We start from the raw sequence: 13,652 nt of genomic DNA, 5'->3' as shown, positions 1-13,652 counted from the left end.
ACTCACGCGGGGGGGGCCCCCCCCGGCCTCCCACCCCCCCCCAAAAAACCCGGGTTGGGGGGGCCCCCGGGGGCACCCCCCGGGGGGCCCCCGCCCGTTGCACAGTCAGCCGCCCTACAGCTCACCCAGTTCCGACGCGTACGGCGGCTCCGCGCCCGCACGGGAGCAGGTGATCGCCGCCGCGCGTGCCGCGAACCGCAGCAGTCGTGTCCAGCCGTCGTCGCCGAGGGCCCTGAGTGCGTCGGAGGACAGGGCGTCCCAGGTGGACAGGCCGTGCAGCAGGGCCGCGTTCACCGTGTCGCCGGCGCCGATCGTGTCCACCACGGCGACCTGCTCGCCCGGCACGGAGTGTTCCGCGCCGTCCCCGGTGAAGACGGTCAGCCCGTCGCCACCCCGGGTCATCACAACCGCCGCGGGACCCGCGGCCAGCCACTCGCGCGGGGTGCCGCCCAGCCACCGGGCGTCCTCCTCGGAGAGCTTGAGCAGCGTCACCGACGGCAGCCAGTCGGCGAACCGGGCCCGGTAGGCGTCCGCGTCGGGGATCAGCCCGGCCCGGATGTTGGGGTCGAGCGCGGTGAACACTCCCTGCGCGGCCGCGCTGCGCATCAGCTTCTCGTAGGCGCTCGCCCCCGGCTCCAGGACCAGGGAGCAGGTGCCGAACGACACCGCGCGTGCTCCGGCGGGGAGGCGGTCGGGGGTGGTGAACAGGCGGTCGGCGGTGCCGTCGACGTAGAAGGAGTAGGCGGCCGAGCCGTTCCCGTCGATCGTGGCGACCGCCAGAGTGGTCGGCTCCGTGCCGCGCTGTACCGCCGAGACATCCACCCCGGCCTTGCGCAGCCCGTCGAGCAGGGCCTCGCCGAAGGCGTCGTGGGAGGTACGGGAGCAGAAGGCCGTGGGCGAGCCCAGGCGGCCGAGCGCGACGGCTGTGTTGTACGGGCCGCCGCCGAGGGCCGGCTGCAGGCCGGCGAGGGCACCCGGGCCCTGCGGTACCAGGTCGATCAGGGCCTCACCGGCGACGACGATCACGAGACGGGTCCCTTCTGGGCGGTTCGGCGCTCGGCCTTGTCGGACTTCTCGGACTGCTCGGGGCAGCCGCAGGACGTGCGGTGGACGAAGGTGCAGGGCAGCCGCACGGTCCGGGCGGGCCGGTCCGGCGCGGTGAGGCGCTCCAGGAGGACCTGCACGGCCTGGGCGCCGACGTCCTTGCTGGGCTGGGCGATCGCGGTGAGCCGGGGCGAGAAGAGGTCTGCCCAGGCGAAGTCGTCGAAGCAGCACAGCGCGATGTCGTCGGGTACGGACAGGCCGTGCTCGCGCAGGGCGCGCAGCGCGCCGATGGTCATCGCGTTGTTGGCGGTGACGAGCGCCGTGGGCCGCACGGCGAGGGACAGCAGAGTCGCCGTGGCCTGCTCGCCGCCGGCCGACTCGGAGTCGCCGTGTACGAGGAGACGTTCGTCGTAGGGGAGCCCGGCGGCCGCGAGACCGTGGCGGTAGCCGGTGATGCGCTCGCCGGTGGTGCTGAGCCCGCGACGGCCCGCGACCAGGCCGATCCGGCGGTGGCCGAGGCCGGCGAGATGGGTCACCAGCCGGGCCACCGGTTCAGCGCTCTCGGCGCAGACCTGGTCGAAGCGCGGCGCGCTGGTCCCCGGCTGGTCGACCAGGCGGTCCAGGAGCACGGTCGGGACGTTGTGGCGATGCAGATAGGTGACGAGTTCGCGCGGGTTGGCCGAGGGCGCGACGATCAGGCCGTCCACGCGTCGTTCGTGCAGGAGCTGGACGACCTTGCGCTCGTGCTGCGGGTCGTCGTGCGGATCGGCGATGAGCAGGCTGTAGCCGTGTTCCAGGGCGGTCGCCTCGACGCCCTGGAGGATCTCGGTGAAGTAGGGATTGCTGATGGCCGACACCGCGAGGCCGATGGAACGGGTGCGGGAGGTCACCAGGGAGCGGGCGAGGGTGTTCGGGGTGTAGCCGAGTTCGTCGATGGCGTCCAGGACGGCCTGACGGGTCCCCGGGAGCACCGGCCGGGTGCCGTTCAGCACATGGGACACGGTCGCGACGGAGACACCGGCGCTGCGTGCCACGTCGGCCATGGTTGGCATGGGTTCCCTCCCGAGCGCGCCCGCTGCGGTCCGATGCGCGTCTTCTGGCCGGGACCGTATCCCATTCGGCGGCGGACGTAAACGCTTGCGCAAGCGTTTACGCCGGGATCCCGAACCCACCCCAGGCGCCCCCGCTCGATCACCGGCCGCTATCGTCGGCAGGCACCACCCCTGACCTGCACCCAGGCACCCTTGACCTGCACCCGAACCATCCCTGAAGCGCCCCTGAGCCCCCGACCAGTGGAGACCCCCATGCCCGCCCGCCCCACCCCGAGCCGCCGCACCGTCCTGCGAGGCGCAGCCCTCGCGCCGGTCGCCGGGCTCGGGCTCGCGGCCTGTTCCCCGGGTGGCGGGGCGCCGGCCGGTGCGCCCACCGCGCCGGTCGAGCTCGGCGCGGAGACCGAGGTCACGAAGGGCAGCGCCAGGCTGTACCGCGATCACAACGTGGTGGTCAGCCGGGCCGAGGACGGCTCGTTGAAGGCGTACAGCACGATCTGCACGCACGCGGCGTGCCCCATCAACAAGCTGGAGGGGACGAAACTCGTCTGCCCCTGCCACGGCAGCGAGTTCGACGCCACGACCGGCGAGGTGCTGCACGCCCCGGCCACCGTGCCGCTGAGCGAGCTCCCGGTCAGGACCGAGAACGGCAGGATCGTGGCCGGGCCGGGAGCCTGATCCGCCGGAGGATCCCCGGCAGTACCTGACGAAGCACTACGACTCCCAGTCCCAGCCGATGCCGACGATCCCCGACCGCACCCGGGGCTCGACGAGGTGCACCGAATGGTGGCGGTCCGTGAGCGGCAGCTCCTGGCGGCCGCTGCGCGGGGCCGCCGCCGACTGCTGGGTGAACCGGTGGCACCGCACGGGCAGGGCGCTCTCGTCGAACCGCACCTGGAGGGCGTACTGGCCGCCGGCGGGGCCGAAGCCGCGGACGTACTCGCGCGAGGCGCCGGCGGTGCCGTCCTCGACGCCGTAGCGGAAGAGGTAGGTGTCGCCGGCCCGCAGCCGGGTGTCGAAGAGCAGCTCGGCGACGAGCACCCCGGTCTCGTGGTGCCAACGGATGCGTCCCGTGCGGCAGTTCTCCAGCGCGTGCACCCTCACCCGTTCCGGTACGCATCCGGGGTCGCCGTGGTGGACGGCCACGAAGCGGTCGACGCCCTCCCGGTGGGCGCGCACGATGTGGTGCGACTCGCACCCCATGAGCTCGCGACCCGCCCCGATCCGTACGTGCTCGTGGTGCCCGAGCATGTGCAGCCCGCCGTCGAGGGGCGTGTCCAGCTCGGCGAGCAGCCGTTCCAGGACGCCCGAGGCCTCGACGACGGCACGGTAGGAGCGGGCCCCTCGGCGCCGCGCGGAGACCCGCTCGTCGGTGTCGGAGAGCAGCCGGATCAGTGACTCCTCGGGCAGCTGGAGGATCTCCTCCAGGGCCCGCACGGCACGCAGCGACTCGGGGCGCTGGGGGCGCCGGGCGCCCTGCTGCCAGTAACTCAGACTGGTGACGCCGACCTTCACGCCGTACCGCGACAGATGGTGCTGCACGCGCTGCAGGGGCAGTCCGCGGGCGGCTATCGCGGCGCGCAGCGCGACGTGGAAGGGGCCGCCTTGCAGGGCCGTGTCCAGTTCCGCGGCGGCGGCGACGTCTTCGGCGGCGTCGGCGGCGGTGTCCGCGTGCTGTGTGGCGTGCGGCATGCAGGGGCCTTTCTGTGCTGGATCACAACGGCTGGTCAGACCATTCGCGCAGGGTGTCGGGTCCCCCTGTCGGCGTCGGGCTTCTTCACATCCGTACGCCGCCCTCCCGAGTTCCCCCGCATTGAAGCGTGTTGACCATGCCTCGACAACACCTGATGCCCAACCGTGGCGTCCTCTTGGCCGAGCTTCGACCGGTGTCCTCGGGCGGGTGTCCGCCGGCCACCCCGCAGGACCTGTGGGCGTTGTCCACAGGCTCGCCGGAGTGTCACTGCTCGCCAGTAGGGTGTGAGACATGGCCGACCCCTCCAGCTACCGCCCCAAGCCGGGACAGATCCCGGACTCTCCCGGGGTGTACAGGTTCCGTGACGAGCACCGCCGGGTGATCTACGTCGGAAAGGCGAAGAGCCTGCGCCAGCGCCTGGCCAACTACTTCCAGGACCTGGCGGGACTGCACCCGCGCACCCGGAGCATGGTCACCACGGCCGCGTCGGTGGAGTGGACGGTGGTGTCCACCGAGGTCGAGGCGCTGCAGCTGGAGTACTCCTGGATCAAGGAGTTCGACCCCCGGTTCAACGTCAAGTACCGCGACGACAAGAGCTACCCCTACCTCGCGGTGACGATGAACGAGGAGTTCCCGCGCGTGCAGGTGATGCGCGGGCACAAGAAGAAGGGCGTGCGCTATTTCGGGCCGTACGCGCATGCGTGGGCCATCCGGGACACCGTCGACCTGCTTCTGCGCGTCTTCCCGGTGCGCACCTGCTCGACCGGAGTCTTCAAGAACGCTGCCCGCACCGGCCGCCCCTGCCTGCTCGGCTACATCGGCAAGTGCTCCGCCCCCTGCGTCGGCCGGGTCGACGCCGAGGAGCACCGGGGCCTGGCGGAGGAGTTCTGCGACTTCATGACCGGCCGTACGGGCACCTACCTGCGTCGCCTCGAGAAGCAGATGGCCGAGGCGGCCGAGGAGCTGGAGTACGAGCGGGCGGCCCGGCTGCGCGATGACATCGAGGCCCTGAAGAAGGCCATGGAGAAGAACGCGGTCGTACTCGCGGACGCGACCGATGCCGACCTGATCGCGGTCGCCGAGGACGAGCTGGAAGCGGCCGTGCAGATCTTCCACGTCCGCGGCGGTCGCGTCCGCGGTCAGCGCGGCTGGGTGACCGACAAGGTCGAGGAGATCACCACCGGCGCCCTCGTCGAGCACGCCCTCCAGCAGCTGTACGGGGAGGAGAGCGGCGACGCCGTCCCCAAGGAGGTCCTCGTCCCCGCCCTGCCCGACCCGGTGGAGCCGGTGCAGGAGTGGCTGACCGGGCGCCGGAGATCGATCGTCTCGCTGCGCATCCCCCAGCGTGGCGACAAGAAGGCGCTGATGGAGACCGTGCAGCGCAACGCCCAGCAGGCGCTCGTCCTGCACAAGACCAAGCGCGCCTCCGACCTGACCACGCGCTCGCGCGCCCTGGAGGAGATCGCCGACGCCCTCGAGCTGGACAGCGCACCGCTCAGGATCGAGTGCTACGACATCTCGCACCTCCAGGGCGACGACGTGGTGGCGTCCATGGTCGTCTTCGAGGACGGGCTGCAGCGCAAGAGCGAGTACCGGCGCTTCCAGATCAAGGGCTTCCGGGGGCAGGACGACGTCCGCTCGATGCACGAGGTGATCACCCGCCGCTTCCGGCGCTACCTCGCCGAGAAGGAGAAGACCGGCGAGTGGGCCGAGGGCGAGCCCGACCTCACGAACGGCACCGCGGACGCCGCCGGAAACGGCACACCCACCGCCTTCACCGAGGACGACGGCCGCCCCAAGCGCTTCGCCTACCCCCCGCAGCTGGTCGTCGTCGACGGCGGAAAACCGCAGGTCATGGCGGCCAAGCGGGCCCTGGACGAGCTCGGCATCGACGACATCGCCGTGTGCGGCCTCGCCAAGCGCCTGGAGGAGGTCTGGCTGCCGGACGACGATGACCCGGTCGTCCTGCCCCGCACCAGCGAAGGCCTCTACCTGCTGCAACGGGTCCGCGACGAGGCCCACCGGTTCGCGATCACCTACCAGCGGACCAAGCGCGCCAAGCGCTTCCGTTCGAGCCCCCTGGACGATGTGCCCGGGCTCGGCGAGACCCGCAAACAGGCGCTGATCAAGCACTTCGGGTCGGTGAAGAAGCTGCGATCCGCGACAATCGACCAGATCTGCGAGGTTCCGGGCATAGGCCGCAAAACGGCCGAGACCATCGCCGTGGCCCTTGCCCAGGCGGCTCCGGCCGCGCCCGCCGTGAACACGGCAACTGGAGAGATCATGGATGACGTGGAAGACGGGGCACCCGAGACGACGGCGGGTCCCCCAGGGGAGCCCGTGCCCACGGGCGCCCCGGACGAGCGACGGGGGCAGGAGAGATGACCGAGCACGAGAAGCAGCCCACAGTCCAGCGAGATCAGGCACCCAGGGAAACGCACATGGAAACCGGCGAGGACCGCACCCGGCAGGATGCGCCTCGGGAAAGCGGAGCACAGGTGGGTACGGGCGTCGAAGGCAACGGGGTCCCCGAGACGGCCATCCCCGAGCTGGTGATCATCTCCGGCATGTCCGGAGCCGGCCGCTCGACGGCCGCGAAGTGTCTGGAGGACCTCGGCTGGTTCGTCGTCGACAACCTCCCGCCCGCCCTGATCCCCACCATGGTGGAGCTCGGCGCCCGCTCCCAGGGCAACGTGGCGCGGATCGCGGTCGTCGTCGACGTCCGCGGCCGCCGCTTCTTCGACAACCTCCGCGAGTCCCTCGCGGACCTCGACAGCAGAGGCGTCACCCGGCGGATCGTCTTCCTGGAGTCCTCCGACGAGGCCCTGGTGCGCCGCTTCGAGTCCGTGCGCCGCCCGCACCCCCTCCAGGGCGACGGCCGCATCGTCGACGGCATCGCCGCCGAGCGTCAGCTGCTGCGCGAGCTGCGCGGCGACGCCGACCTGGTGATCGACACCTCCAGCCTGAACGTGCACGAGCTGCGCGCCAAGATGGACGCCCAGTTCGCCGGCGAGGAGGAGCCCGAGCTGCGGGCCACCGTGATGTCGTTCGGCTACAAGTACGGCCTCCCCGTCGACGCCGACCTCGTCGTCGACTGCCGGTTCCTGCCCAACCCGCACTGGGTGCCCGAGCTGCGCCCGTTCACCGGCCTGAACGACGAGGTCGCCTCGTACGTCTTCAACCAGCCCGGCGCGAAGGAGTTCCTCGACCGCTACGCCGAGCTGCTCCAGCTCATCGCGACCGGCTACCGGCGCGAGGGCAAGCGATATGTGACCATCGCGGTCGGCTGCACGGGCGGCAAGCACCGCTCGGTCGCCATGTCGGAGAAGCTCGCCGCGCGCCTCGCGGCCGAGGGCGTGGAGACGGTGGTCGTGCACCGGGACATGGGACGCGAATGACCGGACGTACGTCGCGGCTCAGCAGGCTGCGCGGGGTCACCCCGGAAGGGCGCGGCGGCCGGCTCGCCGAGCCCCGGGGTGGCCGGGCGCGCCGCCGGGGCGCCCAGCCCAAGGTGGTCGCCCTCGGCGGCGGCATGGGCCTGTCCGCCTCGCTCGCCGCGCTGCGCCGGATCACCGGCGACCTCACCGCCGTCGTCACCGTGGCCGACGACGGCGGCTCCAGCGGCCGGCTGCGCGACGAGCTGGGCGTGCTGCCGCCCGGCGACCTGCGCAAGGCGCTGGCCGCGCTGTGCGGGGACGACGAGTGGGGCCAGACCTGGGCCCGGGTCATCCAGCACCGCTTCCAGTCCCAGGGCGAACTGCACGAACACGCGGTGGGCAACCTGCTGATCGTCGCCCTGTGGGAGCAGCTCGGCGACCACGTCCAGGCGCTCGACCTGGTCGGCAAGCTGCTGGGCGCACAGGGGCGCGTGCTGCCCATGTCCGCCGTGCCCCTGGAGCTCCAGGCCCTGGTCAAGGGGCACGACCCGGACCGACCGGAGGAGATCGAGACGGTCCGCGGCCAGGCGACCGTGGCGCTCACCCCCGGCGAGGTGCAGTCCGTGCACCTGGTGCCGAACGACCCGCCCGCCGTACCCGAGGCCGTCGAGGCGGTCCTGGATGCGGACTGGGTGGTGCTCGGCCCCGGCTCCTGGTTCTCCTCGGTCATCCCGCACCTGCTCGTGCCCGAACTGCTGGACGCTCTCCTGGAGACGAAGGCGCGCCGGGTACTCTCGCTGAACCTCGCCCCGCAGCCCGGAGAAACCGAGGGCTTCTCCCCGCAGCGTCATTTGGAGGTTTTGGGACGACACGCCCCTAAACTCGCCCTGGACGTGGTGCTGGCCGACGAGGCCGCCGTGCCCGACCGCGACTCGCTGACCGACGCCGCCCGGCGTTTCGGGGCCGCGGTCGAGCTGGCACCGGTGGCCCGGAGGGACGGCACTCCGCGGCACGATCCGGAGCTGCTGGCTGCCGCGTACGACCGTATTTTTCGGATGCATGGAAGGATCGGCCCATGGCGATGACGGCAGCGGTGAAGGACGAGATTTCCCGGCTCCCCGTCACCCGGACCTGCTGCAGGAAGGCGGAGGTCTCCGCCATTCTGCGGTTCGCCGGCGGCCTCCACCTGGTCAGCGGGCGCATCGTGATCGAGGCGGAGCTGGACACCGCGATGGCGGCCCGCCGCCTCAAGCGGGACGTCCTGGAGATCTTCGGGCACAGCTCGGAGCTGATCGTGATGGCGCCGGGCGGGCTGCGGCGCGGTTCGCGCTACGTCGTGCGCGTCGTCGCGGGCGGCGACCAGCTGGCCCGGCAGACCGGCCTCGTGGACGGCCGGGGCCGCCCGATCCGCGGTCTGCCCCCGCAGGTGGTCTCGGGGGCCACCTGTGACGCCGAGGCGGCCTGGCGGGGCGCCTTCCTGGCGCACGGTTCGCTCACCGAGCCCGGCCGCTCCTCCTCCCTGGAGGTGACCTGCCCCGGCCCCGAGGCCGCGCTCGCGCTGGTCGGCGCCGCCCGTCGGCTGTCCATCGCCGCGAAGGCCCGCGAGGTGCGCGGCGTGGACCGGGTCGTCGTCCGGGACGGCGACGCCATCGGCGCCCTCCTCACCCGCCTCGGCGCCCATGAGTCGGTGCTCGCCTGGGAAGAGCGCCGGATGCGCCGCGAGGTGCGCGCCACGGCGAACCGCCTCGCCAACTTCGACGACGCCAACCTGCGCCGCTCCGCCCGCGCGGCCGTCGCCGCCGGCGCCCGTGTCCAACGCGCCCTGGAGATCCTCGCCGACGACGTCCCCGAGCACCTCGCCGCCGCCGGCCGGCTCCGCATGGAGCACAAGCAGGCCTCCTTGGAGGAGCTGGGCGCCCTCGCCGACCCGCCACTGACCAAGGACGCCGTCGCGGGCCGTATCCGCCGCCTGCTGGCCATGGCCGACAAGCGGGCCGCCGACCTCGGTATCCCGGGCACGGAGGCCAACCTCACCGAGGAGCTGGCGGACAACTTCGCGGGATGACCTGACGAGAGATCAGCACGCCGGTGCCGACGCCCACTTGGGTGGTCGGCACCGGCGTGTGTGCGTGTCGGAGGCGCCCTTGACTCGATCGTGAACTGTCATGAGCCTGGCACCTATTCGCCACTGGGGCGATCCAGTACCAGGGGGCTTCATGAGACACAGAGCGAGATCGATCCTCGCTGTCGGCGCGCTCCTGATCGGTGGAGCGAGCATCGCACCCTTCGCCCAGGCACAGGGCACCAGTTCATCGGGTCCCGACGCGGAAGAGGTCAAGGTCTACCGCGCCGAAGTCACCAAGCAGCAGATCCCCCTGCTGCTTGCAACCGGTCAGGACGGTCACGAACTCGGCGAGCAGGCTCCCGACAAGGGCACCGCCACCGTCGAGGTCTACCTCACCGACAAGCAGGCCGAGAAACTCGAAAAGCAGGGCGTCGACCTCAAGGAGCACACGCTCTCGGCGCAGGCACGCGCGCGTGTGGCCGCCGCCGGGGACGGCGTCTACCGGCCGTACAGCGGAGCGGGCGGCCTCAAGGAGGAGATCCTCCGCACCGGCCAGAAGCATCCGTCCCTCACCAAGGTCGTCTCCCTCGGCAAGACGGTCCAGGGCCAGGACATCCTCGCCCTCAAGCTCACCAGGAACGCGAAGCGGACCAAGGACGGAGCCAAGCCCTCCACCCTGTACATGTCCTCCCAGCACGCGCGCGAGTGGATCACCCCGGAGATGACCCGGCGGCTGATGCACCACTACCTGGACAACTACGCCACGGACAAGCGGATCAAGAAGATCGTCGACACGACCGAGCTGTGGTTCGTCCTCGTCGCCAACCCCGACGGCTACGACTGGACCCACGCCCCCGAAGGCGACCGCCAGTGGCGCAAGAACATGCGCGACAACAACGGTGACGGTGCCTGGACGATCGGCGACGGCGTCGACCTCAACCGCAACTTCGCCTACAAGTGGGGCTATGACGACGAGGGTTCGTCCCCGTACCCCACCAGCCAGACCTACCGGGGCCCCGGCCCGAACTCCGAACCCGAGACCAAGGCGCTCGACGCCTTCGAGCGGCGTATCGGCTTCGAGTACGGCATCAACTACCACTCCGCCGCCGAACTCCTCCTCTACGGGGTCGGCTGGCAGGTGGCCACGCCGACCCCGGACGACGTGCTCTACAAGGCCCTCGCCGGTACGCCGGAGAACTCCGCGATCCCGGGCTACCACCCGCAGCTCTCCTCCGAGCTCTACACCACCAACGGCGAGGCGGACGGTCACGCGGCCAACATCAACGGCACCGCGATGTTCACACCGGAGATGTCGACCTGTCAGACGGCCTCGAACGTCGACCCGGACGACGCCTGGAAGCCCGCGGACTGCGCGTCGATCTTCACCTTCCCGGACGACGAGAAGCTGATCCAGCAGGAGTTCGAGAAGAACATCCCGTTCGCGCTCTCGGTCGCCGAGTCCGCTGCCCGGCCGGACCGGCCGAAGTCGTCGGTCGGCATCGACGCCCCCGACTTCACACCGGCGGCCTTCACGACGTCGTACGCGCGCGGCGCCGACCAGGAGGTCTCCGTCGTCGTACGGAAGTCCGTGCGGGACAAGGAGCTCAGGTACCGCATCAACGGCGGCCGTACGCAGGACGTGGCGCTGAGGCCGTGGAAGGGCGGCGAGACGTTCGGCGGTGACGACAACCTCCACTTCGACGAGTACCGGGCCGGAGTCGCGGGCGGCGATCCCGGGGACAGGGTCGAGGTCTGGTTCGCCGGTGAGACGAAGAGCGGGAAGCGCACCGAGAGCGAGCACTTCACGTACACGGTGGCCGAACGCCCGCGCGCGGACACGCTCGTCGTCGCCGAGGAGGGGGCGCCCGCGACCCAGGCACAGACGTACGTGGACGCCCTGAAGGCCAACGGCACGAAGGCGCTCGTCTGGGACGTCGCCACCCAGGGCGCCCCGGACGCACTGGGCGTCCTGAAGCACTTCGACACCGTCGTCCACCACACCGGCGCGGTCCGGCCCGGCGTCGCCACTCAGCTCGAACTGCGTGCCCACCTCAACGAGGGCGGCAGGCTGATCGAGGCGGGCGAGACGGCCGGCGGCTCGGTCGACCTCGGCTCAGGCGCCCTGTCGAACGACTTCAGCCAGTACTACCTGGGCGCCTACAGCCGCACGTCCCTGCCGAACGCCACGGCATTCACCGGCTCCGGCAGACTGGCGGGCGTCACGGGAACCCTCGGCGACGCGCCCGGCAACCCGCTGAACGCGGCCGGATCCTTCGGCGTCACCTCGGACACCCTGCCCGTGGAGACGTTCCCGCAGTTCGAGAGCGCGGGCGCGGGCCAGTACCCGGGGACGGTCAACCCCTACGGCCCGTACGAGGGCGCCTCCATGGCGGCCGTCACGCACTCCGACTACGCCTGGAACCGTCTGACCCGGACCATCGACCTCACCTCCGTCAGCGCGGCCGACGCCCCGACGCTGCGCACCCGGCTCCTGTGGGACACCGAGCAGGGTTACGACCACGCCGTCCTGGAGGCGCACACCGCCGGGGCGGACGATTGGACCACCCTCCCGGAGAAGGGCGGTGCCACCGGCACCGCCGTGCCCACCGAGTGCGAGGCCGGCTACTTCGTCCAGGCCCACCCGGCGCTCAAGCGGTATCTGACCCCGGACGAGGGCGGCTGCACGCCCACCGGGACGAGCGGTTCCTGGAACAGTTTCACCGGCGCCTCGGACGGCTGGCAGCAGGTCGAGTTCGACCTCTCCGCCTACGCGGGGAAGACGGTCGAGGTCTCGCTCTCCTACATCACCGACCCCGGCTCCGGCGGCCACGGCGTCCTCGCCGACAACGCCTCCGTCGTCATCGGCGGTACGGCAGGACAGGCCGAGGGCTTCGAGACGTCGCTCGGCGCCTGGACCACCCCGGGACCGCCCTCGGGCAGCCCCGCGGTGGTCAAGGACTGGGGGCTGTCCGGCGAACTGTTCAAGACATACGGAGCGGTCACCACGGACGACACCGTGCTGCTGGGCTTCGGCCTGGAGCACGTCACCGCGGCGGCCGACCGCAGAGCCCTGATCGGGGAGGCACTCGCAGCACTCGACGACTGAGTTCCCAAAGGTCGACCACGGTCAACGACCGCCGACTCCGCGTAGTCATTCAGGGTGATCGGCTCTCGCGGCCCGGGCGGTCCGTACCCCTACTGGTGGGTACGGACCGCAGTGCCGTGTATGGGCCATCTCGATGTCACCCCGGGGGCCTCGGGGAGGTAGGGTCGGATGCGGTCGGGGACATCCCATACAGCTCGCCGGCGTCAAGACACCGGCGTACCAACGAGGAGATCGGTTCGTGACGATCCGCGTAGGCATCAACGGCTTTGGCCGCATCGGTCGTAACTACTTCCGCGCGCTGCTGGAGCAGGGTGCAGACATCGAGATCGTGGCTGTCAACGACCTGGGTGACACCGCGACCACCGCTCACCTGCTGAAGTACGACACCATCCTGGGCCGCCTCAAGGCCGAGGTGTCGCACACCGCCGACACGATCACCGTCGACGGCCACACCATCAAGGTGCTGTCCGAGCGCAACCCCGCCGACATCCCGTGGGGCGAGCTGGGCGTCGACATCGTCATCGAGTCGACCGGCATCTTCACCAAGAAGGAAGACGCCGCGAAGCACATCGCGGGCGGTGCGAAGAAGGTCCTCATCTCGGCCCCGGCCAAGGACGAGGACATCACCATCGTGATGGGCGTCAACCACGACAAGTACGATCCGGCGAACCACCACGTCATCTCCAACGCCTCCTGCACCACCAACTGTGTGGCGCCGATGGCCAAGGTCCTCGACGAGAACTTCGGCATCGTCAAGGGTCTGATGACGACCGTCCACGCGTACACGAACGACCAGCGCATCCTGGACTTCCCGCACAAGGACCTGCGCCGCGCCCGTGCCGCCGCCGAGAACATCATCCCGACCACCACCGGTGCCGCCAAGGCCACCGCCCTGGTCCTGCCGCAGCTCAAGGGCAAGCTGGACGGCATCGCCATGCGCGTCCCGGTCCCGACCGGCTCCGTCACCGACCTGGTCGTGGAGCTCGGCCGCGAGGTCACCAAGGAAGAGGTCAACGCCGCCTTCCAGAAGGCCGCCGAGGGCGAGCTGAAGGGCCTTCTCGAGTACACCGAGGACCCGATCGTCTCCTCGGACATCGTCAACGCCCCGGCGTCCTGCACCTTCGACTCCTCCCTGACCATGGTCCAGGAGGGCAAGAACGTGAAGGTCATCGGCTGGTACGACAACGAGTGGGGCTACTCCAACCGCCTCGTCGACCTCACGGTCTTCGTCGGCAACCAGCTCTGATCACCGGAGCAGGCACCTCGATGTGAGAGCAGGGCTCGGTCAGCGCACACCGCGTTGTCCGAGCCCTGCCGC

The 13,652-nt window shown here is 70.9% G+C and carries 10 protein-coding genes; 7 read left to right on the top strand and 3 right to left on the bottom strand.

Annotated elements, in window-relative coordinates; all coding sequences use genetic code 11:
- Positions 1 to 114: 114 nt before the first annotated feature.
- Together ACFV7R_RS00980 and ACFV7R_RS00975 are read right to left on the bottom strand one after the other, a co-directional pair.
- On the bottom strand, positions 115 to 1,026 hold the full coding sequence (locus tag ACFV7R_RS00980; RefSeq protein ID WP_385258335.1) for a carbohydrate kinase: 912 nt from the start codon (positions 1,024 to 1,026) through the stop codon (positions 115 to 117).
- Positions 1,023 to 2,096 carry a LacI family DNA-binding transcriptional regulator gene (locus ACFV7R_RS00975; RefSeq protein ID WP_385258332.1) on the bottom strand — a complete coding sequence of 358 codons (1,074 nt, stop codon included), beginning with the start codon at positions 2,094 to 2,096 and terminating at the stop codon, positions 1,023 to 1,025. The genes ACFV7R_RS00980 and ACFV7R_RS00975 overlap by 4 nt, the downstream gene beginning before the upstream one ends.
- Before the next feature lie 252 nt (positions 2,097 to 2,348).
- On the opposite strand from ACFV7R_RS00975, the gene ACFV7R_RS00970 reads away from it, so the two are divergent.
- Positions 2,349 to 2,771: a Rieske (2Fe-2S) protein gene (locus ACFV7R_RS00970; RefSeq protein WP_129797290.1), complete on the top strand. Its 423-nt coding sequence runs from the start codon at positions 2,349 to 2,351 to the stop codon at positions 2,769 to 2,771.
- Positions 2,772 to 2,807: 36 nt separating this feature from the next.
- Here the strand turns inward: ACFV7R_RS00970 and ACFV7R_RS00965 are convergent, their stop codons facing one another.
- Positions 2,808 to 3,785 (bottom strand): hypothetical protein, encoded by a 978-nt coding sequence (locus ACFV7R_RS00965; RefSeq protein WP_385258329.1) that lies wholly within the window; start codon positions 3,783 to 3,785, stop codon positions 2,808 to 2,810.
- Between the two features lie 292 nt (positions 3,786 to 4,077).
- On the opposite strand from ACFV7R_RS00965, the gene uvrC reads away from it, so the two are divergent.
- The 6 genes from uvrC to gap all read left to right on the top strand — a co-directional run bounded on the left by uvrC (position 4,078) and on the right by gap (position 13,580).
- The gene (gene uvrC, locus ACFV7R_RS00960; RefSeq protein ID WP_385258327.1) at positions 4,078 to 6,171 is read left to right on the top strand and encodes an excinuclease ABC subunit UvrC; all 2,094 of its coding nucleotides are present in this window, start codon (positions 4,078 to 4,080) and stop codon (positions 6,169 to 6,171) included.
- Positions 6,168 to 7,184: an RNase adapter RapZ gene (gene rapZ, locus ACFV7R_RS00955; RefSeq protein WP_385258324.1), complete on the top strand. Its 1,017-nt coding sequence runs from the start codon at positions 6,168 to 6,170 to the stop codon at positions 7,182 to 7,184. The genes uvrC and rapZ overlap by 4 nt, the downstream gene beginning before the upstream one ends.
- A complete protein-coding gene (gene yvcK, locus ACFV7R_RS00950; protein ID WP_385258322.1) occupies positions 7,181 to 8,248 on the top strand; it encodes a uridine diphosphate-N-acetylglucosamine-binding protein YvcK in 1,068 nt (355 codons plus the stop codon). Before rapZ ends, yvcK begins: the two co-directional genes overlap by 4 nt.
- Positions 8,239 to 9,228 carry a DNA-binding protein WhiA gene (whiA, locus tag ACFV7R_RS00945; protein WP_385258320.1) on the top strand — a complete coding sequence of 330 codons (990 nt, stop codon included), beginning with the start codon at positions 8,239 to 8,241 and terminating at the stop codon, positions 9,226 to 9,228. Before yvcK ends, whiA begins: the two co-directional genes overlap by 10 nt.
- A 151-nt stretch (positions 9,229 to 9,379) precedes the next feature.
- Positions 9,380 to 12,334, top strand: coding sequence for a M14 family zinc carboxypeptidase (locus ACFV7R_RS00940; RefSeq protein ID WP_385258317.1), 2,955 nt, complete (start codon positions 9,380 to 9,382; stop codon positions 12,332 to 12,334).
- 238 nt (positions 12,335 to 12,572) lie between these two features.
- A complete protein-coding gene (gene gap / locus ACFV7R_RS00935) occupies positions 12,573 to 13,580 on the top strand; it encodes a type I glyceraldehyde-3-phosphate dehydrogenase (protein ID WP_129797284.1) in 1,008 nt (335 codons plus the stop codon).
- Positions 13,581 to 13,652: the final 72 nt, after the last annotated feature.

It is taken from the genome of Streptomyces sp. NPDC059866 (assembly GCF_042731325.1).
Classification (GTDB): Bacteria; Actinomycetota; Actinomycetes; order Streptomycetales; family Streptomycetaceae; genus Streptomyces; species Streptomyces flavusporus.
This window is presented reverse-complemented; position numbering and strand designations above follow the sequence as displayed.

What these genes read in the sequence shown, in the direction of transcription:
- ACFV7R_RS00975 (WP_385258332.1), bottom strand. Translation starts at nt 2,096, where the DNA reads ATGCCAACCATGGCCGACGTGGCACGCAGCGCCGGTGTCTCCGTCGCG.
- ACFV7R_RS00970 (WP_129797290.1), top strand. Translation starts at nt 2,349, where the DNA reads ATGCCCGCCCGCCCCACCCCGAGCCGCCGCACCGTCCTGCGAGGCGCA.
- ACFV7R_RS00965 (WP_385258329.1), bottom strand. Translation starts at nt 3,785, where the DNA reads ATGCCGCACGCCACACAGCACGCGGACACCGCCGCCGACGCCGCCGAA.
- uvrC (WP_385258327.1), top strand. Translation starts at nt 4,078, where the DNA reads ATGGCCGACCCCTCCAGCTACCGCCCCAAGCCGGGACAGATCCCGGAC.
- rapZ (WP_385258324.1), top strand. Translation starts at nt 6,168, where the DNA reads ATGACCGAGCACGAGAAGCAGCCCACAGTCCAGCGAGATCAGGCACCC.
- yvcK (WP_385258322.1), top strand. Translation starts at nt 7,181, where the DNA reads ATGACCGGACGTACGTCGCGGCTCAGCAGGCTGCGCGGGGTCACCCCG.
- whiA (WP_385258320.1), top strand. Translation starts at nt 8,239, where the DNA reads ATGGCGATGACGGCAGCGGTGAAGGACGAGATTTCCCGGCTCCCCGTC.
- ACFV7R_RS00940 (WP_385258317.1), top strand. Translation starts at nt 9,380, where the DNA reads ATGAGACACAGAGCGAGATCGATCCTCGCTGTCGGCGCGCTCCTGATC.